The organism is Streptomyces sp. 135 (genome assembly GCF_020026305.1).
Taxonomy (GTDB): Bacteria; Actinomycetota; Actinomycetes; order Streptomycetales; family Streptomycetaceae; genus Streptomyces.
Window position 1 is genome coordinate 5,257,059 of record NZ_CP075691.1, and the last position, 21,297, is coordinate 5,278,355.

Annotated in this window: 20 protein-coding genes and 1 pseudogene; 8 read left to right on the forward strand and 13 right to left on the reverse strand. The window is 72.7% G+C overall.

Going from position 1 to position 21,297, the window contains the following annotated elements; genetic code table 11:
• Positions 1–36: 36 nt before the first annotated feature.
• Positions 37–672: a PH domain-containing protein gene (locus KKZ08_RS23865; RefSeq protein WP_223776391.1), complete on the forward strand. Its 636-nt coding sequence runs from the start codon at positions 37–39 to the stop codon at positions 670–672.
• A gap of 17 nt (positions 673–689) precedes the next feature.
• On the opposite strand, the gene KKZ08_RS23870 is transcribed toward KKZ08_RS23865, so the two are convergent.
• The 4 genes from KKZ08_RS23870 to KKZ08_RS23885 form a co-directional block, all read right to left on the reverse strand.
• Positions 690–1,895, reverse strand: a complete 1,206-nt coding sequence (locus KKZ08_RS23870) for a glycosyltransferase family 39 protein (RefSeq protein ID WP_223776392.1) — start codon at positions 1,893–1,895, stop codon at positions 690–692.
• A gap of 147 nt (positions 1,896–2,042) precedes the next feature.
• Positions 2,043–3,686, reverse strand: a complete 1,644-nt coding sequence (locus KKZ08_RS23875) for a phospho-sugar mutase (protein WP_223776393.1) — start codon at positions 3,684–3,686, stop codon at positions 2,043–2,045.
• Positions 3,687–4,004: 318 nt separating this feature from the next.
• Positions 4,005–4,829 (reverse strand): purine-nucleoside phosphorylase, encoded by an 825-nt coding sequence (locus KKZ08_RS23880; RefSeq protein WP_223776394.1) that lies wholly within the window; start codon positions 4,827–4,829, stop codon positions 4,005–4,007.
• A gap of 114 nt (positions 4,830–4,943) precedes the next feature.
• Positions 4,944–5,381, reverse strand: coding sequence for a gamma-glutamylcyclotransferase (locus KKZ08_RS23885; RefSeq protein WP_223776395.1), 438 nt, complete (start codon positions 5,379–5,381; stop codon positions 4,944–4,946).
• A 119-nt stretch (positions 5,382–5,500) separates the two neighbouring features.
• Here KKZ08_RS23885 and KKZ08_RS23890 point away from each other — a divergent pair, with 119 nt between their 5' ends.
• On the forward strand, positions 5,501–6,949 hold the full coding sequence (locus tag KKZ08_RS23890) for an NAD(P)H-quinone dehydrogenase (RefSeq protein WP_223776396.1): 1,449 nt from the start codon (positions 5,501–5,503) through the stop codon (positions 6,947–6,949).
• 119 nt (positions 6,950–7,068) lie between these two features.
• Entirely contained in the window at positions 7,069–8,037 is a 969-nt protein-coding gene (locus tag KKZ08_RS23895) for a DeoR/GlpR family DNA-binding transcription regulator (RefSeq protein ID WP_223776397.1), read from the forward strand.
• 28 nt (positions 8,038–8,065) lie between these two features.
• Here KKZ08_RS23895 and KKZ08_RS23900 read toward each other — a convergent pair whose 3' ends face one another.
• From KKZ08_RS23900 to KKZ08_RS23920, 5 genes are all read right to left on the reverse strand, one after another.
• Positions 8,066–8,629 carry a TetR/AcrR family transcriptional regulator gene (locus KKZ08_RS23900; protein ID WP_223779159.1) on the reverse strand — a complete coding sequence of 188 codons (564 nt, stop codon included), beginning with the start codon at positions 8,627–8,629 and terminating at the stop codon, positions 8,066–8,068.
• Between the two features lie 113 nt (positions 8,630–8,742).
• Positions 8,743–8,940 carry a hypothetical protein gene (locus KKZ08_RS23905; protein ID WP_223776398.1) on the reverse strand — a complete coding sequence of 66 codons (198 nt, stop codon included), beginning with the start codon at positions 8,938–8,940 and terminating at the stop codon, positions 8,743–8,745.
• Positions 8,941–8,942: 2 nt separating this feature from the next.
• The gene (locus KKZ08_RS23910; RefSeq protein WP_223776399.1) at positions 8,943–9,803 is read right to left on the reverse strand and encodes a hypothetical protein; all 861 of its coding nucleotides are present in this window, start codon (positions 9,801–9,803) and stop codon (positions 8,943–8,945) included.
• A 186-nt stretch (positions 9,804–9,989) separates the two neighbouring features.
• Complete coding sequence (locus KKZ08_RS23915) at positions 9,990–11,228, reverse strand: pentapeptide repeat-containing protein (protein ID WP_223776400.1); 1,239 nt, start codon at positions 11,226–11,228, stop codon at positions 9,990–9,992.
• A gap of 106 nt (positions 11,229–11,334) precedes the next feature.
• Positions 11,335–13,110: a biotin carboxylase N-terminal domain-containing protein gene (locus tag KKZ08_RS23920; RefSeq protein ID WP_223776401.1), complete on the reverse strand. Its 1,776-nt coding sequence runs from the start codon at positions 13,108–13,110 to the stop codon at positions 11,335–11,337.
• Between the two features lie 357 nt (positions 13,111–13,467).
• Here KKZ08_RS23920 and KKZ08_RS23925 point away from each other — a divergent pair, with 357 nt between their 5' ends.
• Positions 13,468–13,914: a hypothetical protein gene (locus tag KKZ08_RS23925; protein ID WP_223776402.1), complete on the forward strand. Its 447-nt coding sequence runs from the start codon at positions 13,468–13,470 to the stop codon at positions 13,912–13,914.
• Here KKZ08_RS23925 and KKZ08_RS23930 read toward each other — a convergent pair.
• From KKZ08_RS23930 to KKZ08_RS23940, 4 genes and pseudogenes are all read right to left on the reverse strand, one after another.
• Positions 13,895–14,503: a nucleoside triphosphate pyrophosphatase gene (locus tag KKZ08_RS23930; protein WP_223776403.1), complete on the reverse strand. Its 609-nt coding sequence runs from the start codon at positions 14,501–14,503 to the stop codon at positions 13,895–13,897. The genes KKZ08_RS23925 and KKZ08_RS23930 overlap by 20 nt on opposite strands.
• Before the next feature lie 43 nt (positions 14,504–14,546).
• Positions 14,547–14,675 (reverse strand): hypothetical protein, encoded by a 129-nt coding sequence (locus tag KKZ08_RS38700; protein ID WP_263303355.1) that lies wholly within the window; start codon positions 14,673–14,675, stop codon positions 14,547–14,549.
• Between the two features lie 86 nt (positions 14,676–14,761).
• Positions 14,762–14,967 (reverse strand): annotated as a pseudogene (locus KKZ08_RS23935) (acyl-CoA carboxylase epsilon subunit).
• Between the two features lie 10 nt (positions 14,968–14,977).
• Positions 14,978–16,561 carry an acyl-CoA carboxylase subunit beta gene (locus KKZ08_RS23940; RefSeq protein WP_223776404.1) on the reverse strand — a complete coding sequence of 528 codons (1,584 nt, stop codon included), beginning with the start codon at positions 16,559–16,561 and terminating at the stop codon, positions 14,978–14,980.
• Between the two features lie 124 nt (positions 16,562–16,685).
• On the opposite strand from KKZ08_RS23940, the gene KKZ08_RS23945 reads away from it, so the two are divergent.
• The 4 genes from KKZ08_RS23945 to KKZ08_RS23960 all read left to right on the forward strand — a co-directional run bounded on the left by KKZ08_RS23945 (position 16,686) and on the right by KKZ08_RS23960 (position 21,280).
• Positions 16,686–17,555: a biotin--[acetyl-CoA-carboxylase] ligase gene (locus KKZ08_RS23945; protein ID WP_223776405.1), complete on the forward strand. Its 870-nt coding sequence runs from the start codon at positions 16,686–16,688 to the stop codon at positions 17,553–17,555.
• A gap of 674 nt (positions 17,556–18,229) precedes the next feature.
• Positions 18,230–19,315 (forward strand): adenylate/guanylate cyclase domain-containing protein, encoded by a 1,086-nt coding sequence (locus tag KKZ08_RS23950; RefSeq protein ID WP_223779160.1) that lies wholly within the window; start codon positions 18,230–18,232, stop codon positions 19,313–19,315.
• A 96-nt stretch (positions 19,316–19,411) separates the two neighbouring features.
• The gene (locus tag KKZ08_RS23955) at positions 19,412–20,209 is read left to right on the forward strand and encodes an enoyl-CoA hydratase-related protein (protein ID WP_223776406.1); all 798 of its coding nucleotides are present in this window, start codon (positions 19,412–19,414) and stop codon (positions 20,207–20,209) included.
• A 60-nt stretch (positions 20,210–20,269) separates the two neighbouring features.
• Complete coding sequence (locus KKZ08_RS23960) at positions 20,270–21,280, forward strand: GGDEF domain-containing protein (protein WP_223776407.1); 1,011 nt, start codon at positions 20,270–20,272, stop codon at positions 21,278–21,280.
• Positions 21,281–21,297: the final 17 nt, after the last annotated feature.

Consider the following 21,297-nt stretch of genomic DNA (forward strand, 5'->3'; position numbering starts at 1 on the left):
CGGGGCCCCGCGCCGCGCGTCAGGCAGAATCAGGGTATGAGCGACCCTCAGAACCCCGTGGCGGAGCCCGCATACAAGGACCGCGTCTTCCGGTCCCCCGCCGGTATCGCCGGCGGCGTCCTGCTGCTCGCCCTGGGCGCCTGGCTCGGCGTCGACGCCGTCCTGCGCGGCGAGGGCCGTACCCCGTGGCTGGCGCTCGCCGGACTGCTGCTCGCGGTGCCGCTGGTCGTCGCGTACACCGTACGCCCCGCCGTGTACGCCAACGACGACCGGCTGCGCGTGCGCAACCCCTTCCGGACCATCACCCTGCCCTGGGCGTCCATCGCGACGCTCCGCTCCGGATACTCCAACGAGGTCCTCACCCGGGCCGGCGCCAAGTACCAGCTCTGGGCCATCCCCGTATCGCTGCGCGGCCGCAAGAAGGCCGCCCGCAGGCAGTCGCAGGCCGCCGCCTCCGGGGACCCGACCGGCGGCCGCCCCTTCCTCGACCCCCACGCCCCGCCCTCGCGCTCCTCCGGTGACCAGGCCATGGACGAACTGCGCGAGCTCGCCGAGCGGCAGGAAGCCGCCGAGCCCGCGCAGGGCGAGCCCGTGGTGCGCTGGGCCTACGAGGTACTCGCGCCGGCCGCCGCGGGAGCGGTGCTGCTCGCCGTGCTCCTCGCGGTGACCTGACCGGGGGACTACAGGGCTTACGGCGGGCCGTGCCACCCCAGGAGCATGTGGCCGCCGAACACGGCCGATCCGAACGCCGCCGCCGTCAGCACCGTCACCGCCACCGTCGTCCTCGCGCGCGCCAGGGCCGCGGCGAGCGGCAGCAGCAGCGGGAATCCGGGCAGCAGGAAGCGGGCCCGCGGGAAGTAGACGCCGCTGCTGCCGAGCACGATCAGCAGGAGCAGGCCGGTGAAGAGCAGCAGGGGAAGCGGCTGGCGGTCGGCCGCCGAGAGTACGTAGAGCACGACCGAGCCCAGCAGCACCGCCGTCACCATCGCGTAGAACAGCGCCGGCCGCTCGGTGACGAACAGCGCCTGCATCCTGCGCACCGTCTCGACGCCGCCGTCCCACTTGTTGTGCCACAGCTTCTGTACGGCGAAATAGCCGTCCCAGCGGCCGAGGCGCAGGCCCACCCAGGTGACGTACGTGAGCCAGCCGAGGGGAGCCAGGAGGGCGCCCAGGAGCGGGCGCGCCGAGAAACCGCGCCGCAGTGCGAGCAGCGCCGTCACGGAGACCGCCGCGGCCAGGGCCACCCCCGTGGGGCGGGTGAGGCCGGCCAGCGCCGCCAGGGAGCCCGCCCACAGCCAGCGGCCGCTCAGCACCGCGTACAGCGACCACGCGGCGAGCGCCGTGAAGAGGGATTCGGTGTAGCCCATCCACTGCACGAGCGCCACGGGCAGGCTGCCCCAGAGCATCGCGAGGAAGACCCCCGCCCGGCGGCCGTACAGCCGGTCGCCCACCGCGAAGACGCCCCATGCCGCGAGGAACGAGCAGAGCAGCGAGACGCCGAGGCCCGCCGCGCCGCGCGGCAGGCCGGGGAGCAGGGCGTCGCCCGCGCGGACGAGCAGGGGGTACAGCGGGAAGAACGCGAGGTTGTTCGCGTCGTACGCGGTGCCCAGGGTGTGCGCGTAGCCGTTCGAGGCGATCTTCAGATACCAGTCGCAGTCCCATGACGCCATCAGCAGATGCCGTACGCTGCGGCGCTCGCCGTGCGCCCAGGGGACGAAGACCAGCAGGCCGAGCGTGCGCACGGCCGCGTACGCGAGCAGCGCGGGGGAGGCGTGGCGCAGGGCGCGGGCCGCGCGGCGGCGCAGGCCGGGGGGCGGCTGCGCGGTGGTGAGGGGGCGCCGGGACGCCGGGACCTTGGAGGGGGCGGCGGTGGAAGGAATCGGTCCGTACGGCACTGCGGCAGCTCCCCGAACGTGAACGTGCGCTACCGGTCGACCCTTCCTGGGGGACCGGCAGCGCACCGTTCCGCTGCGGCAGCTGCGGGAGTCAAATCACTCGGACGGGTGGGTTTCCGCTCGGGACGCCCGTCCGAGTGGGTGGCGTCAGATGCCTGCCGCCGCCGACAGGTCCCGCTTGATCGCGGCGAGCAGGTCCGCCGCCCGCGCGCGGGCCGCCGGGAGGTCCGCCTGCCCGGCCACCGGGACCACCACTTCGAGGTAGCACTTGAGCTTCGGCTCCGTGCCGCTCGGGCGCACGATGACGCGGGCGCCGTCGAGGGTGTAGCGCAGGCCGTCGGTGGGCGGCAGCGTGTCCGTGCCCCGCGTCAGGTCCTCGGCCTTCGTCACGGGCAGGCCCGCCAGCTCCGTCGGCGACTGCTCGCGCAGGCGGCGCATCGCGTCCGCGATCAGGGAGAGGTCCTCCACGCGGACCGACAGCTGGTCGGTGGCGTGCAGGCCGTGCTCCAGGGCGAGGTCGTCCAGGAGGTCGAGGAAGGTACGGCCCCGCTCCTTCAGCTCGGACGCCAGCTCGGTGAGGAGCAGCGCGGCCGTGATGCCGTCCTTGTCGCGTACGCCCTCGGGGTCCACGCAGTAGCCGAGCGCCTCTTCGTAGCCGTAGCGCAGGCCGTCGACGCGGGCGATCCACTTGAAGCCGGTCAGCGTCTCCTCGTAAGGGAGGCCCGCCTTCTCGGCGATCCGGCCGAGCAGGGAGGAGGAGACGATCGACTCGGCGAAGGTGCCGCGCGCTCCGCGCTTCACGAGGTGCGCGGCGAGCAGGGCGCCCACCTCGTCGCCCCGCAGCATCCGCCAGTCGGCGCCGTCCTTGACGGCGGCGGCGCAGCGGTCGGCGTCCGGGTCGTTGGCGATGATCAGGTCCGGGGCGGGGGTGGTACGCGCCGCCGTCGCGAAGGCCAGGTCCATCGCGCCCGGCTCCTCCGGGTTCGGGAACGCGACCGTCGGGAAGTCCGGGTCCGGCTCGGCCTGCTCGGCGACGAGGGTGGGGGCGGGGAAGCCGGCACGGTCGAAGGCCGCGAGGAGGGTGTCCTTGCCGACGCCGTGCATCGCCGTGTAGACGACGCGGGCGGTGCGGGGGGACTCCGGGGCCAGGACGGCGTCCGTGCGGGCCAGGTAGGCCTCCAGGACGGCTTCGTCGAGGGTCTCCCAGCCGGCCTCGGGGCGGGGGACGTCGTGGAGCGACGCGACCGCGGCGATCTCGGCGGCGATCTCCGCGTCGGCGGGCGGCACGATCTGGGAGCCGTCGCCGAGGTAGACCTTGTAGCCGTTGTCGCGCGGCGGGTTGTGGCTGGCGGTGACCTCCACGCCCGCCACCGCGCCCAGGTGCCTTATGGCGAAGGCGAGGACGGGGGTGGGCAGGGGGCGGGGCAGGACGGCCGCGCGCAGGCCCGCGCCGGTCATCACGGCCGCGGTGTCGCGGGCGAAGTCGGCGGACTTGTGGCGGGCGTCGTAGCCGACGACGACGAGGCCGTCGGTCTGACCCTTGGCCTTGAGGTAGGCGGCGAGGCCCGCGGCGGCGCGGATGACCACGGAGCGGTTCATGCGCATGGGGCCCGCGCCAAGCTCGCCGCGGAGGCCGGCGGTGCCGAACTGGAGGGTGCCGGCGAAACGTGCGGTCAGGTCGGCGGTGTCCTCGGCGTCGATGAGCTTGGCCAGCTCCTCGCGGGTCTCGGGGTCCGGGTCCTCGGCCAGCCAGGCCTGGGCTCGCGCGATGAGTTCGGAGTTGTCCTGCACGTGTCGTCAGCCTCTCGTTGCGGCGTCGCTGTAGCTGTGCGGATCAGCTGTGCGGAAAGGGGTGGGCTCGGGTATGCCTACCCGGTTGTTCTGGGGGCGGGGCCGCGCCGGTACGTCCGTCCTCGCCATCGGGGCCTGGGAGCCTTGCCGCTTCGGGGCCCCGGGCGGCAGGCCACGTGCTCCGGGCGGACACACCGGCACGTCCCCTCGCGTCTCGGTCCGGGGTGCGGGCCGGTGGGGCCTCACGATCGGACGCGGGTGGGTGTGTCCGAGCCGGGCCGGGGCGCGGGGCGCCGGGGAGGGCGCCCCGCGGAGACCTCAGATCCGGTCGAGGACCTTGCCCAGGAGCTCGCCCATGCGGGTGGCGCTGTCGCGGCCCGCCTGGAGGACCTCCTCGTGGTTCAGCGGCTCGCCCGTCATGCCCGCGGCGAGGTTCGTGACCAGGGAGATGCCGAGCACCTCCGCGCCGGCCTCGCGTGCGGCGATCGCCTCCAGGACGGTCGACATGCCGACCAGGTCCGCGCCGATCGTGCGGGCCATGCGGATCTCCGCCGGCGTCTCGTAGTGCGGGCCGGGGAACTGCGCGTAGACGCCCTCCTCCAGGGAGGGGGCGATCTCCTTGCACAGGGCGCGCAGGCGCGGCGAGTACAGGTCCGTGAGGTCCACGAAGTTCGCGCCGACGATCGGAGACGTCGCCGTGAGGTTGAGGTGGTCGCTGATCAGCACCGGCTGCCCGGGGCGCATGCCCTCGCGCAGACCGCCGCAGCCGTTGGTCAGCACGATGGTCTTGCAGCCGGCGGCCACGGCGGTGCGGACACCGTGCGAGACGGCGGCCACGCCACGGCCCTCGTAGTAGTGGGTGCGGCCCAGGAAGACCAGGGCGCGCTTGTCGCCGATCTTGAAGGAGCGGATGCGTCCGCCGTGCCCCTCGACCGCGGGCGGCGGGAAGCCCGGCAGCTCGGTGACGGCGAAGTCCGCCTCGGGCTCGCCCAGCGCGTCGACGGCCGGCGCCCAGCCGGAGCCCATCACGAGGGCGACGTCGTGGGTCTCGGCGCCCGTCAGCTCGCGCAGGCGCGCGGCGGCGGCGTCGGCGGCGGCGTAGGGGTCGCCCTGGATGTCGTCCGGAATAACTGAAGCGTTCACGCCGACGAGGGTAGCGGGTTACGGCCTACGCGCGTAGATGACGATGCTCACGGGAATCCGATCGTTGTCTTGTCGTTTCCCACGAAGGGCGCCCGGCCGCCCTTCATGGACGCGTCAGCAGGGCCTCTTGCGCAGTTCCATCACGTAGTCGTGCGGGGCCCCCGCCGACTCCGCGGCGTCCGCGAGCTCGCCCAGGTAGCGCGCCGAGGGCAGGCCGCCCTCGTAGCCGTTGAGGACGTACACCCAGGCGGGCTCCTTGCCCTCCAGGGTGTCCACGCGGACCCGCATGCGGCGGTAGATGTCCATGCCCACGCCCTCCCACCGGTCCATGGACTCCTCGTCCATCGGCGCGATGTCGTAGAGGGTCACGAACACCTGCGAGCGAGGGGCCTCGACGATCGTCGCCAGGGCGCCCTCCCACCCCATGTGCTCCCCGCCGAAGGTGAGCCGCCAGCCGGTCAGCCAGCCGGTCGCGCGCAGCGGTGAGTGAGGGGCGCGGCGTGACATGAGCCGCGGATCCAGATTGCCGGCGTACGCGGCGTAGAGCGACATGACGTCGAGGGTACGGCAGCAATCAAGGAGGCAGGTCCGGTAGCGGCAGGACGGTCGGGACGAGGGCGTTCGCACGGACGGAGGCCCCGGCGCGTCCGTACCTTGAAGCGTGCGGGACAATGGAGTACGTGACTCGGATCGTGATCATTGGTGGCGGACCCGGCGGATACGAGGCGGCTCTCGTGGCCGCCCAGCTCGGCGCGGAGGTGACCGTCGTCGACTGCGACGGTCTGGGCGGGGCGTCGGTGCTCACCGACTGCGTGCCGTCGAAGACTCTGATCGCGACGGCCGAGGTGATGACCACCTTCGATTCGTCGTACGAGGAGCTGGGGATCATCGTCGCCGACGACACCCCGCACATCGACAGCCCCGCGCGCGTGGTGGGTGTCGACCTCGGCAAGGTCAACCGCCGTGTGAAGCGCCTCGCGCTCGCGCAGTCCCACGACATCACCGCGTCCGTCACGCGTGCGGGCGCTCGCGTGCTGCGCGGCCGCGGCCGCCTGGCGGGCCAGCAGGACATCGACGGCTCGCGCAAGGTCGTCGTGCGGGCCGCCGACGGCAGCGAGGAGACCCTCGTCGCCGACGCCGTGCTCATCGCCACCGGCGGTCACCCGCGCGAGGTCCCCGATGCCCAGCCCGACGGCGAGCGGATCCTGAACTGGACCCAGGTGTACGACCTGGACGAGCTCCCCGAGGAGCTCATCGTGGTCGGCTCCGGTGTCACGGGCGCCGAGTTCGCCGGCGCCTACCAGGCGCTCGGGTCGAACGTCACCCTCGTGTCCAGCCGTGACCGCGTCCTGCCCGGCGAGGACCCGGACGCCGCCGCCGTCCTTGAGGACGTCTTCCGGCGCCGCGGCATGAACGTCATGTCCCGCTCCCGCGCAGCCTCCGCCAAGCGCGTGGGCGACCGCGTCGAGGTCACGCTGGCCGACGGCCGCGTCATCTCCGGCAGCCACTGCCTGATGGCCGTCGGCGCCATCCCCAACAGCAGCGGCATGGGCCTGGAGGAGGCCGGGGTCAAGCTGAAGGACTCCGGTCACATCTGGACCGACAAGGTCTCCAGGACCTCCGCCCCCGGTGTGTACGCCGCCGGTGACGTCACCGGGGTCTTCGCGCTCGCCTCCGTCGCCGCCATGCAGGGGCGCATCGCGATGTACCACTTCCTGGGGGACGCGGTGACGCCGCTGAACCTGAAGACCGTCTCCTCGAACGTCTTCACGGACCCCGAGATCGCGACCGTCGGCTACAGCCAGGCGGACGTCGACGCGGGCAAGATCGACGCGCGCGTCGTCAAGCTGCCGCTGCTGCGCAACCCGCGCGCGAAGATGCAGGGCATCCGCGACGGCTTCGTCAAGATCTTCTGCCGTCCGGGCACGGGCATCGTGGTCGGCGGTGTGGTCGTCGCGCCGCGCGCCTCGGAACTGATCCATCCCATCTCGATCGCGGTCGACAACAATCTGACGGTCGAGCAGATCGCGAATGCGTTCACCGTGTACCCATCGCTTTCGGGGTCGATCGCCGAAGTGGCGCGTCAGCTGCACACCCGGAAGACCGCGGGAGAGGGCTGACCGGCCCGGACTCGCCAGGATGGGGGGCTATACCACTTCCCGTCCCGCGGTGCGAACAACTTCTGTAATTCGGCGCAAACTGCTGAAAGCAGACGGTCGTTGGGGTTACTGTCAGTTTCGTGTTCGCTGCAGAACGTCGCCAATTGATCCTCGAAATGGTGCGGGCCAACGGAGCGGTATCGCTCCGTGAGCTCGCCCGCGTCGTCCAGACCTCCGAAGTGACCGTACGGCGGGACGTGCGCGCGCTGGAGGCAGAAGGACTCCTCGACCGCCGGCATGGCGGTGCGGTATTGCCGGGCGGATTCACGCGGGAGTCCGGCTTTCCGCAGAAGTCACATCTCGCGACCGCCGAGAAGACGGCCATCGCCGATCTCGCGGCGGGTCTCGTCGAAGAGGGCGAAGCCATCGTCATCGGCGCCGGTACGACCACGCAGGAGCTGGCCCGACGGCTCGCGCGGGTCCCCCGCCTGACCGTCGTCACCAACTCCCTGCTGGTGGCACAGGCATTGGCCCACGCCAACCGCGTCGAAGTCGTCATGACCGGCGGCACCCTGCGCGGTTCCGACTACGCCCTGGTGGGCAGCGGCGCCGAGCAGTCCCTGCAAGGGCTGCGCGTGTCCCGCGCGTTCCTCTCGGGCAGTGGCCTGACCGCCGAGCGCGGCCTGTCCACGTCCAACATGCTCTCCGCGAGCGTGGACCGCGCCCTGGTCCAGGCGGCGGCCGAGGTCGTGGTCCTCGCCGACCACACCAAGCTCGGCACCGACACGATGTTCCAGACGGTGCCGACGGACGTCATCACCCGCCTGGTCACGGACGAACCCCCGGCGCACGACGACCGGGCCGCCACGGAACTCCAGGCACTGGCCGACCAGGGCGTGCGGATCGCGGTGACGGGCGGATCCGGGACCCCTGACGCCGGACCCGGCGTCGACTCCGTCCCCACGGGGCGCCAGCAGCGCCGGGACGTGCCCCTGCCGGGTCAGCGGCGCAACCACGGGGCGGGTCCGGGTCAGCAGTTGCGCAACGCGCTCCTCGGGGAGCAGCCGGGGGAGCGGGCCGCGCGCGTCGCGGATCTGCGCCGCCGCTGAGCGCCGGGCGGGGCCACGGCGGCGGTACCTACGCCGCCGCGCACCCGTCGGCCTTCAGGCCCCGCAGGGTCAGCGTGAGCAGGCGGTCGGCCAACTCCGGATCGTCCGGGGTCTCTTCGGCCGCCAGCGAGATCGCGTTGGTCAGCTGCAGCAGGTCGGCGATGGAGACGTCGGGCCGCACGGCCCCCGCCTCCTGCGCGCGGGCGAGCAGGGCCGCGCCGGCCGCGCGCATGGGCTTGCTGCACCGCGCCAGGGCCGAAGTGTCGTCGTGCGACGCCGACATGAGGGCGCTGGAGAGACCGCGGTACTCACCCGCATGAGTGACGATGGCGCGCAGCCACGCCACCAGCGCCGAACAGGGCTTCGGGTCGTCGAGCAGGGCGTGGGAGCGCGCGAGCAGATCGCGCACGGCGTCCTCCCAGACCGCGCTCATCAGCGCGTGCCGGTTGGGGAAGTGCCGGTAGAGCGTGCCGATGCCGACGCCCGCGCGGCGCGCCACGTCCTCCAGTGACGTACCGGTGCCGTGCTCGGCGAAGGCCGCGCGGGCCTCCGCGAGCAGCCGGTCGTAGTTGCGGCGCGCGTCGGCACGCATGGCCCGCGCGGACTGCTGCGCCGCTGTCGCCTGCTGGTCCATGCCGGTCGTCATCCCCGCACCCTTCGTGAACGTACGCGTCCTTCAAGGATGCCACTGCCGGCAGGCCGCGATCAGTGGCGGTCAGGCCTTCCCGCGCCGGTCTCCCCGCGGCCGAAGAAGGCGTCCAGCTCCGCTCGCGCCCTGCGTTCGCGCCGGTGCGGCGGCAGCCTGCCCCCACGCACCTCGCGGACCAGCCACAACACCAGGGGGTACGTGATGAAGGCGCCGACGAGCAGCCCGCTCAGCACCCCGGCGACCAGCTCCTCCATGATCACCAACTCACCTTCGTGCCGAGCGGCTTGGTGCCGTCGCCGCGGAAGCCGTCCCGGGCGGCGGCGATCATCGCGGTGGCGCCGTCCGGGACCGCCGCGCCGTAGCCGAGCAGCCGCCAGCGCGGGTCGACGGCCTCGCTCTCGTAGTACGGCACGGGGCCCGCCGCCGACGGCACCAGGAGCGGCGCGGGCTCGCGGGCGCAGCCGTGGCAGACGGTGACCTCTTCGGCGGCGCCCGCGATCACCGTGCGCGTCCGCCCGCGCTCGTGCAGCGGGTTGAACCAGCAGGGCGGGTCGGCCCGCAGCGGCCGCTCGGTCACCAGGGCCTCCAGCGCCCGCAGCCCGATGCGGCTGAACTCGACGGCCGCGACGAGCTCTCCGAGGGCGTACGCGGCGTCGTACGCGGGATCGGGGCCGAGCGGCCCGTCGCCCGCGGGCGGGAGCACGGAGTTGCTCGCCTGGATCGACGCCGTGGTGGCGGACGCGGCCAGCTCCGTACGGAGTCCGGGGGGCAGCGCGCAGCTGTGGCGCAGTGCGGCGCCAAGGGCGGAGGCGTCGCTCAGCAGCCGTGCCCGCGGCTCGGCGTGCGGGCGCAGGGCCTCGGGGTCGCCGTGGGGGTCCGGCAGCGGGGCGCGCCAGTCGGGGGCAGGCAGCGGCAGGGCGAAGGTGTAGGGGCGGCGGCGGCCCAGCGGCAGCCGGGTGAAGCGGCGCAACAGCGCCACCGAGAGGCCCGCGGCCAGCCCCAGGACGAGCCCCGCCTCGTAGCGCTGTCCGGCGTCGGCGGCTGCCGCGAGCCAGAAGGTGCCGGTGCTGACGCTTGCGGCGGCCGCCAGCGCCAGTAAGTCCCCTGTACGTGTCACTGAAGCCCCCCGTGGTCTTCGGCTCTGCACGGGGAAGGACGTGGGGTGGTGGCGCGGTGGTTGCGGGGCCGCCCCGCGTCCTGGCCCGGCGTTGTCACGGCTCCGCCGAGTCCGTCCTCACGCGCCGGACGGGGTTGGTATACCCGCGGGGCCGGGGGCGGTATGCGCGCTGCCCGGTCGCCGGCGCTACGGCACGGGCGGCAGCCAAGCGGAAGCTAGGACGAGCGTCGCGGGAACAGGAGTGCCGACGGCGGTGAGAAGCCCATGGGGAGCCGGGCCCGTCACCCCCCTGAAGTTCACCGCGCCGCCGGCAAACACCGCTCCGTTGAAGTGGACGGCGCCGCCGGAGAACACCGCGTCGCGGAAGTGCACCGTACCGCCGGAGAAAGCCGCTCCGCGGAAGTGCACCGTGCCGCCCGCGAACATCGCGTCGCTGAAGTTGACCGTGCCGTCGCCGAAGACCGCGTCGCTGAAGTGCACTGTGCCGCCGGAGAGCAGCGCGTCGCCGAAGTTCACGGTGCCACCGGAGAACGCCGCTCCGGTGAAGTAGACCGCGCCGCCGGAGAACGCCGCTCCGCGGAAGTGCACCGTACCGCCCGGGAAGGCCGCCCCGCTGAAGTGGACCGCGCCGCCCGAGAACACCGCGTCGTCGAAGTGCACGGCGCCACCGCGGAACACCGCACGACTGAAGTTCACCGCACCGCTGGAGAACACCGCCCCGCGGAAGTTCACCGCCCCCTCGGAGAACACCGCCTCGCTGAAGTCCAGATCGCCGTCGATGGTGACGCCGGTGAGGTCGAGGTCGCAGCCCTGCCAGGAGCGGTGGGTTCCCCGGGGGCGTCGGTAGTGATCGCCGATGAGACGCAGGATCGTGTGCCGGACCTTGCGAAAGGCCAGGTAGCGGTGGTGCTCCTCCTGGTGGGCCGGGTCGCTGCCGGGGTCGGGGGTGAAGGGGAGCTGGAGGTAGGCGCACAGGACGTCGACGCAGGTCTGGCGCAGGTCCTGGGTGGGGGCGTCGTCGGCGAGGCCGGCCAGGGCGTGGACGCCTCCGAGCCGGACCGCGGGTGAGTCGGACCCGAGTTTGTCGACGGCTTGGGAGAAGCGCTCGGTGTGCAGCCGGGTGGCTTCGCGGTGGGCGCCGGCCTCATCGACGCGCTGGCGGCGGTAGGCGACGACCAGGGCGACGAGCGCGCCGGCCCCGGCGGCCACTCCGAAGGACAGTTTGACCAGGTCGAAAAGTGTCCTGGCGTCCAACTCGGCGGTGGAGTCGATCTCCTCGAAATCCAGCAGCACCACCAGCCCGTAGAAGATGCCGCCCGCGACCAGGACCGCGGCGGCGAAGGCGAGTGTCAGCGCCCTGCCTATCCGCCACAACCGTAACTCCCGGTCGTTCGGCGCGGCAGGCGGCCTTCGCTTGGCTGTCATGACGATGGAGACCGGGCGCGACGGCCGGCGGTTGCGTGCCCGGCCACGCACGCCGGGCCGGGCTGGAGTGTCCAGCCCGGCCCGGCACATGCGGCACCTTCGTGCGTCAGTCCTTGATCTCGCAGATCACCGCGCCGGAGGTCAGGCTCGCGCCCACCTCCGCCGTGAGGCCCTTGATCGTGCCCGAGCGGTGCGCGTTCAGGGGCTGCTCCATCTTCATCGCCTCAAGGACGACGACCAGGTCGCCCTCCTTCACCTCCTGGCCCTCCTCGACCGCGATCTTGACGATCGTGCCCTGCATGGGCGAGGCGAGGGTGTCACCGGAGGCGGTCGGGCCGGACTTCTTGGCCGCGCGGCGCTTGGGGCGGGCGCCGCCCGCCGCCGCGGTGCGCGCGATCGTCATGCCGAGGGAGGAGGGGAGCGAGACCTCCAGGCGCTTGCCGCCGACCTCGACGACGACCGTCTCGCGGCCCGGCTCCTCCTCGGCCTCGGCGTCCGTGGCGGGCGCGGCGAAGGCCGGGATCTCGTTGACGAACTCGGTCTCGATCCAGCGGGTGTGGACCGTGAACGGGTCGCCGGAGCCGGTCAGTTCGGGCGCGAACGCCGGGTCCTGGACGACGGCGCGGTGGAAGGGGATGGCGGTGGCCATGCCCTCCACGGTGAACTCCGCGAGGGCGCGGGCGGCACGCTGGAGCGCCTGCTCGCGCGTCGCGCCGGTCACGATCAGCTTGGCGAGGAGCGAGTCCCAGGCCGGGCCGATGACCGAGCCGGACTCGACACCCGCGTCCAGGCGGACACCGGGACCGGAGGGGGTCTCGAACTTCGTCACCGTGCCGGGCGCGGGCAGGAAGTTGCGGCCCGGGTCCTCGCCGTTGATGCGGAACTCGAAGGAGTGGCCGCGCAGTTCGGGGTCGCCGTAACCCAGCTCCTCGCCGTCGGCGATGCGGAACATCTCGCGGACCAGGTCGATGCCGGCGACCTCCTCGGTGACCGGGTGCTCCACCTGGAGGCGGGTGTTGACCTCCAGGAAGGAGATCGTGCCGTCCACTCCGACGAGGAACTCGACGGTGCCCGCGCCGACGTAGCCGGCCTCCTTGAGGATCGCCTTGGACGAGGCGTACAACTCCGCGACCTGCGCCTCGGAGAGGAACGGCGCCGGGGCCTCCTCGACCAGCTTCTGGTGGCGGCGCTGGAGCGAGCAGTCACGGGTGGAGACGACGACCACGTTGCCGTGCTTGTCGGCCAGGCACTGGGTCTCCACGTGCCGCGGCTTGTCGAGGTAACGCTCCACGAAGCACTCGCCGCGCCCGAAGGCCGCCACGGCCTCGCGCACCGCCGAGTCGTACAGCTCCGGGACCTCTTCGAGGGTGCGGGCGACCTTCAGGCCGCGTCCGCCACCGCCGAAGGCGGCCTTGATGGCGATGGGCAGCCCGTGCTCCTCGGCGAAGGCGACGACCTCGTCGGCGCCGGAGACCGGGTCGGGGGTGCCCGCGACGAGCGGGGCACCGGCGCGCTGCGCGATGTGCCGCGCGGCGACCTTGTCACCCAGGTCGCGGATGGCCTGCGGCGGCGGGCCGATCCAGTTCAGGCCCGCGTCGATGACGGCCTGCGCGAAGTCGGCGTTCTCCGAAAGGAAGCCGTAACCGGGGTGGATCGCGTCCGCCCCCGAGTCCTTGGCCGCCGCCAGCACCTTGGAGATGTCCAGGTAGCTGGTGGCCGGAGTGTCACCGCCCAGCGCGAACGCCTCATCGGCCGCCCGGACGTGCAGAGCGTCCCGGTCGGGGTCTGCGTAGACGGCTACGCTCGCGATCCCTGCATCCCGGCATGCCCGAGCAACGCGGACAGCGATTTCGCCACGGTTGGCGATGAGCACCTTGCGCACGATGGCTCCCTCCTTGAAACAAGCCGAGTTTAGGGACTGCCGACACGGCCTTACGACCCGTCCCCAAGGGTGAGCTTGCCCACACGGAGTGTGATGCGAGGTCCCCTCGTCCCGCGAAAACCCTTGTCGTACCACGGTACGCAGGGTTCCTCCACGGCAGCGTAGCCGCACGGTGTGGTCAAGGTCTCTGTGAAGCCGCGCTGCGGCAGGGCCGCTTTCTTTGTGGAGTCCCTACGAATGGCCCAATGATTCTTTGCCTGCCGCGCAGCCCTTGTCCCGAGGTTTACCCATTAGTAGCGTTCGCGATGGCTCGACGTACCAGGGGTAACAGCGGGAGCGGAAAGAGGGTGGGGCGCCGTGGCGCGCAGACCGGTGGCCTGGGTGGGCGCGATCGTTCTCCTCGCGGAGGCGGTCGGCATCGCGCTGCTCAACTGGTTCCTCGGCCTGGTCGTCGAGAACCAGGGCATGTCGCTGGCCGGCCTCGATCCGCACGCGATGACCGTCTCGACGTGGATCGGCGGAGCCCTCTTCGGCGGCTACCTCGCGCTGTGCGGCGTCATCCTGGCCCTCGCGGGCGCCCGGGACCGCGCCCCGGGCCGCTTCGGGAGGCTGCTGCTGATCAGCTGCGCCGTCGTGCACGGCGTCCTCGGCGCCTTCTGCGTCGGCCTGGTGGGCTGGCCGGCGTTCGCCTTCATGATGGCCGTGCTCGGCCTGATCGTCCTCACGCTGGTGGCGTACGAGAAGCGGGCGCGCGAGGGCGGTGCCCCGGCGCCCGCGGCAGGCCCTACGCCCACAACTCCGTGATGCCGACGCCCAGTTGGCCGAGCAGGCGGCGCAGCAGCGGCAGCGAGAGGCCGATGACGTTGCCGTGGTCGCCCTCGATGCCGTCGATGAACGGCGCCGAGCGGCCGTCCAGCGTGAAGGCGCCCGCCACGTGCAGCGGTTCGCCGCTCGCGACGTACGCGGCGACCTCCTCGTCGGAGGGCTCACCGAAGCGGACCACGGTCGAGGCCGTCCCCGACGCGTACGTCCCGGAAACGGTGTCGTAGACGCAGTGCCCCGTCTGGAGGACGCCCGCGCGGCCGCGCATGGCCTTCCAGCGGGCGGTCGCCTCCTCGGCGTCGGCGGGCTTGCCGAGCGCCTTGCCGTCCAGCTCCAGGACCGAGTCGCAGCCGATGACCAGGGCGCCCTTGACCTCGGGCCGCGCGGCGACGACGGAGGCCTTGGCCTCGGCCAGGGCGAGGGCGAGCTCGGCGGGGGTCGGCGCGGAGACCTTGTCCTCGTCGACGCCGCTGACGATCACCTCGGGGGCGAGGCCCGCCTGCCGGAGCAGGCCGAGACGGGCGGGGGACTGCGAGGCGAGCACGAGACGGCGGCGTGGCTGATCACTCATGCCGGTCAGGGTAGCGAGCACCCCGACGCCGCGGGTGAGGCGCTCAGTGGATGCCGAGCACGAACATCGCGACGACCATGGCCAGGGCGAGGACGAAGCCCGCACGGCGCATCTTCGCCTGCATGTCCCGCATGTCCTTGGGCGGGTTGTTCTCCGGGTCCGACCACAGCATGCCTTCGATACTGCGGCCGGGCGGGCCGGGGCGCCTGAGTACGCGTACTCAACTTCCCCGGCCCGGTGCGTCCGGCCGGGCTGCGTCTAGCCGGGCCAGTACGTGCGGCCCCACGCCGTGGGACCGGGCGCGGGCAGCCGGTGGCGGGCCACCCGCGCGGGTCGGCCCACGCGGCGGGCGGCGCGGGCGCGCCGGACGGCTGGCTTACCACCGCCGCGGCGCGCGCCTGGACCACCGCCAGTGCGGCGGCCAGCTCCTCCGGGGTCGGGTTGCCCCGTACGACCTTGATCACTAGGGCTCCTCTACAGGGGGATGTTGCCGTGCTTCTTCGGAGGCAGGGATTCCCGCTTCGTGCGCAGCTGACGCAGGCCCCGCACCAGGTGCGAGCGGGTCTCCGACGGCATGATCACGGCATCGATGTAGCCGCGCTCGGCCGCCGTGTACGGGTTGAGCAGCGCGTCCTCGTACTCCTGGATGAGCTGCGCGCGGGCCGCCTCCTGGGCCGCCTCGTCACCGGCCGCGGCGATGGTGCGGCGGTGCAGGACGTTCACCGCGCCCTGCGCGCCCATCACCGCGATCTGCGCGGTCGGCCAGGCGAGGTTCAGGTCGGCGCCCAGGTGCTTGGAGCCCATGACGTCGTACGCGCCGCCGAAGGCCTTGCGGGTGATGATCGTGATCAGCGGGACGGTGGCCTCGGCGTAGGCGTAGATGAGCTTCGCGCCGCGGCGGATGATGCCCGTGTGCTCCTGCTCGACGCCCGGCAGGAAGCCCGGCACGTCGACGAAGGTCAGCACCGGCACGTTGAAGGCGTCGCAGGTGCGCACGAACCGCGCGGCCTTCTCGGAGGCGTCGATGTCCAGGCAGCCGGCGAACTGCATCGGCTGGTTGGCGACGATGCCCACCGGGTGGCCCTCGACGCGGCCGAAGCCGGTGAGGATGTTCGGCGCGAACAGCGGCTGCGTCTCGAAGAACTCGCCGTCGTCCAGGAGGTGTTCGATCACGCCGTGCATGTCGTACGGCTGGTTCGCGCTGTCCGGGATCAGCGTGTCGAGGGCGCGGTCCTCGTCCGTGAGCTCCAGGTCCGCCTCCTCGGGGAAGGCGGGCGGCTCGCTGAGGTTGTTCGACGGCAGGTAGGACAGCAGCGACTTGACGTACTCGATGGCGTCCTTCTCGTCGCCCGCCATGTGGTGCGCCACGCCCGACGTGGAGTTGTGGGTGCGGGCGCCGCCGAGCTCCTCGAAGCCGACGTCCTCGCCCGTGACGGTCTTGATGACGTCGGGCCCGGTGATGAACATGTGCGAGGTCTGGTCGACCATCACCGTGAAGTCGGTGATCGCGGGGGAGTAGACAGCGCCGCCCGCACACGGCCCGACGACCAGCGAGATCTGCGGGATCACACCGGACGCGTGCGTGTTCCGGCGGAAGATCTCGCCGTACATGCCGAGGGCCATCACGCCCTCCTGGATGCGGGCACCACCGGAGTCGTTGATCCCGATGACCGGACAGCCCGTCTTCAGCGCGAAGTCCATGACCTTGACGATCTTCTGGCCGAAGACCTCGCCGAGTGCGCCGCCGAAGACCGTGAAGTCCTGCGAGAACACGGCCACGGGGCGGCCGTCGACAGTGCCGTACCCGGTCACCACGCCGTCGCCGTACGGCCTGTTCTTCTCCAGGCCGAAGCTGGTCGAGCGGTGCTGCGCGAACTCGTCGAACTCCACGAAGGAGCCCTCGTCGAGGAGCAGCTCGATCCGCTCACGCGCCGTCAACTTCCCCTTGGCGTGCTGCTTCTCCACCGCGCGGGCCGATCCCGCGTGCTTCGCCTCCTCGATGCGGCGCTGGAGGTCCGCGAGCTTGCCGGCGGTCGTGTGGATGTCGGTCTCGGACATAGGGATGCGGCTCCCTGCCTGCTCAAAGGTGCGTATGGCGGCTTACGGCTGGCTACTGCCCCGTAGCGTATCGGCGCGGATACCGTTCGGCAGTGCGGCGTTTACCACACCTAGGGTGGCTTGCATGACGCCGCCAGATGCTGAAGACAACCGCTGGTCCGACCTCGACCGTCCGCCCCTGAACGCCGCCTCCCTGCGGCGGACGCTGCTGCGGGAGGGCGGGCTGTGGTCCTCCCTGGACGTGGTGCCCCGCACCGGCTCCACCAACACCGACCTGGTGGCACGGGCCGACGACCTGGCCGAGGGAGCCGTACTGGTCGCCGAGGAGCAGAGCGCGGCGCGCGGGCGCCTGGACCGGCAGTGGTCGGCGCCCGCCCGCTCCGGGCTCTTCTTCTCCGTCCTGCTCAAGCCCGCCGAGGTGCCCGTGGAGCGGTGGTGCTGGCTGCCGCTGCTCACCGGTGTCGCCGTCGCCACGGGGCTCTCGCGGGTGGCCGGCGTGGACACGGCACTCAAATGGCCCAACGACCTCCTGGTGACCGTCGGTGACGAGGAGCGCAAGGCCGGCGGCATCCTCGCCGAGCGGGCGGGTTCCGCCGGGGGCTCCGGCGCCGGCGTGGTCATCGGCATCGGCCTCAACGTCACGCTCCGTGAGGACGAGCTGCCGGTGCCGACGGCGGGCTCACTGGCACTGGCAGGCGCCGCGACCACGGACCGGGACCCGCTCCTGCGGGCCGTGCTGCGCTCGCTGGAGCAGTGGTACGGCGTGTGGCGCGGGGCGGGCGGCGACCCGTCCGCATCCCGCCTCCAGGAGGCATACGCGGCGGGCTGCGCGACGCTGGGCCGCCGGGTACGGGCGGAGCTGCCGGGCGACAGGGCGATCGTAGGAGAGGCGGTAGCGGTAGACGGCGACGGCCGCCTGGTCCTCGCCACGGAGGAGGGGGTACAGGAGCCGGTGGGAGCGGGCGACATCATCCACCTGCGACCGGCGCCGTAGCCGCCACGGGGCGACCCCCGCCGGGGAGGGGCCCGCGCGGGGCCCCGTTAGGGGGCGCGGGGAACGGCGCGACCAACCACGACGCACCCGCACCCGACAGGAAGCCCCGTTAGGGGACGCGGGGAACGGCGCGACCAACCACGACGCACCCGCACCCGACAGGAGGCCCCCGTTAGGGGACGCGGGGAACGGCGCGAGCACCCACAACGCACCCGCACCCGACAAGAGGCCCCCTTAAGGGGCGCGGGGAACGGCGCGAACAATCACGACGCACCCGCACCCGACAGGAAGCCCCCTTAAGGGGCGCGGGGAACTGCGCGAACGGCCACGACGCACCCGCACCCGAGAGGACACCCCCGCGGGGAACGGCGCGACCAACCACGACGCACCCGCACCCGAAAGGACACCCCGGGGGGAAACACCGTGAACAACCACGACGCACCCGCACCCGAACAACAGGACGCCCCGGGGTCCCACCCCGGGGTCACGGGGAGTCGGGAGTGAGCTGCGGCACACCTGCCGTAAAGTTGACGCCGGTCGATACCTGACCGCGGCAGATCGGAAGGGCAGCAGGCGTGACCGTCGACGACACGGGCTCCGGCGCGGGTGCACAGCGCGGCCCCGACGACGGACCCGGCCGCAGCACCGGATCGGCCGGGACGGACGCCCACAAGATCCCCGACGTGGAGGACGAGAAGGCGGACGGCGAGTCCGCGAAGAACCCCCTCGCCCTCCAGCTCGAACAGCTCATCCTCGGCGCCGACCGCCGCTACACCCCCTTCCAGGCGGCACGCAGCGCAGGCGTCTCGATGGAGCTTGCCTCCCGCTTCTGGCGAGCCATGGGCTTCCCCGACATCGGCCAGGCCAAAGCCCTGACCGAGGCCGACGTACTCGCGCTGCGGCGCCTGGCCGGTCTCGTCGAGGCCGGCCTGCTCAGCGAGGCCATGGCGGTGCAAGTGGCCCGCTCGACCGGGCAGACCACCGCCCGGCTCGCCGAGTGGCAGATCGACTCCTTCCTGGAGGGGCTGACCGAACCGCCCGAGCCGGGCATGACCCGCACCGAAGTCACGTATCCGCTCATCGAACTGCTCCTGCCCGAGCTGGAGGAGTTCCTCGTCTACGTCTGGCGCCGCCAGCTCGCCGCCGCCACCGGCCGCGTCGTGCAGGCCGCGGACGACGAGGAGATGGTCGACCGGCGGCTCGCCGTCGGCTTCGCCGACCTCGTCGGCTTCACGCGGCTGACCCGCCGCATGGAGGAGGAGGAGCTCGGCGAACTGGTCGAGGCCTTCGAGACCACCGCCGCCGACCTGGTGGCCGCACACGGCGGGCGGCTCATCAAGACCCTCGGCGACGAGGTCCTGTACGCCGCCGACGACGCGGGCGTCGCCGCCGAGATCGCGCTGCGGCTCATCGAGACCATGGCCAACGACGAGACCATGCCGGAGCTGCGCGTCGGCATCGCCTTCGGGACCGTGACGACCCGGATGGGCGATGTCTTCGGCACGACCGTGAACCTCGCGAGCCGCCTCACGTCGATAGCGCCCCGGGACGCGGTGCTCGTGGACGGCGCCTTCGCGGAGGAGCTGACGCGGACCGGGGACGCGCCCGCCTCCGAGGCGCAGGCCGCGGAGGCGGCGGCCGCCGCGGAGAAGGAGGGCGAGGAGCCGCCCGCGTACCGCTTCGCGCTCCAGCCGATGTGGCAGCGGCCCGTCCGCGGCCTCGGCATCGTCGAGCCCTGGCTGCTGGCCCGCCGTACGTGAGCCCGCCGTTTCCCGGGGCCGGGGCCTCTTCCCGGTGCCGGGCGCGGCTGACATGATCCCCGGGTAACGGTCGTTAACCGGCAGGAGGTATCGGTCATGGGTGACGAGCAGCGGTACGGGGAGTACGTGGCGGTCAGGCGGCACGGCCATGTCGCCGAACTGGTCCTGGACCGCCCGAAGGCGATGAACGCCGTCTCCTCGGAGATGGCCCGCTCCGTCGCCGCCGCCTGCGCCGCCCTGTCCGAGGACCGCGCCGCCCGCGTCGTCGTCGTGACCTCCACCCACGAGCGGGCGTTCTGCGTCGGCGCCGACCTGAAGGAGCGCAACTCCCTCAGCGACGCCGAGCTGCTGCGCCAGCGCCCCACCTCCCGCGCCTGCTACACCGGCGTGCTGGAGCTGCCCATGCCCACCGTCGCCGCCGTGCACGGCTTCGCGCTCGGCGGCGGCTTCGAGCTCGCCCTCTCCTGTGACGTGATCGTGGCCGACCCGACCGCGGTCGTCGGGCTCCCCGAGGTCTCCGTCGGCGTCATCCCCGGCGGCGGTGGTACGCAGCTCCTGCCGCGCCGCGTCGGCGCCGCCCGCGCCGCCGAGCTGATCTTCTCGGCGCGGCGTGTGGAGGCGGCCGAGGCGCGGGAGTTGGGCCTGGTCGACCTGCTGGTGGGGGAGGGCGAGGCCCGTGCGGAAGCGCTCGCGCTCGGCGCCCGCATGGCGGCCAACTCGCCCGTCGGCCTGCGCGCCGCCAAGCGTGCCCTGCGCCTCGGGCACGGCCTCGACCTGCGGGCGGGCCTCGAGGTGGAGGACGCGGCGTGGCGCACGGTGGCCTTCTCGGGCGACCGCGCGGAGGGTGTCGCGGCGTTCAACGAGAAGCGGAAGCCCGAGTGGCCCGGGGAGTAGCCATCCGGCGGGCTTATGCCCCGAAGTTCCAAATTGTCGTAAACCTCTTAGCCTGGAGGGATGGGTGAGGACGTCCGGCTGCGGGCCGTGGTGGAGCTGGCGCAGGCCATGGCCGCCGCGCAGACTCCGCGTGAGTCCTGGCAGGCCGCGGCCCTCGGTGCCTGCCGCGCGCTGAGCGGCAGCTTCGCGGCGCTGTCCGTGTGGGAGCGGGATCTGGGCCAGTTGCGGGTCCTCGTGAACGCTGGCGAACGAACCGAGGACGAGGAGGAGTTCCCGGAGCGGGAGGCGTACCCCGTCCACCAGTTCCCGGAGATCACCGAGTTCCTGCACGAGCGCTGGGCCGGCGGCGGCGAGCCGAACGCCTGGGTCGAGACGGCCGAGGGGCCCAGCGGCGGCCACTGGGCGGGCTACTGCCACCAGCGCGTCTCGGCGCTGCGCCGGCGCGGCCGCGGCTGCTGCGTGGTCGCGCCGATCGTGCTGCACGGGCGCGCCTGGGGCGAGCTGTACGTGGCCCGGCCGGTGGGCGCGCCCGTCTTCGGCCGCTCCGACGCCGATTTCGCGACCGTCCTCGCGGCGGTGGCCGCCGCCGGGATCGCCCAGACCGAACGCCTTGAGGAGGTGCGCCGGCTGGCCTTCACGGACGCGCTGACCGGGCTCGCCAACCGCCGCGCGGTGGACCTGCGGCTCGACGAGGCGGTGGAGCGCCACCGCCTGGACGGCGCCGTGGTGAGCCTTGTCGTCTGCGACGTGAACGGGCTGAAGCGGGTCAACGACACCCGGGGGCACGCGATCGGCGACCGGCTCCTGGAGCGCTTCGGCTCCATCCTCTCGCTCTGCGGCGCGATGCTGCCGGGCACGCTGGCCGCGCGGCTCGGCGGCGACGAGTTCTGCCTCCTGTCGGTGGGGCCGGCCGCCGACGAGGTGGTGCGCGTCGCCGATGAACTGTGCCTGCGGGCGGCCGAGTTGGAGCTCGGGGAGCGCCTGCGGGTCGTCCACACCTGGTACACCTGTGGCGGAAGCCGTGACGAAAGCTGTGACATGACCCGCGCCGAATCCGCCCGTGACACCTGACGATTCAATCCGTACGC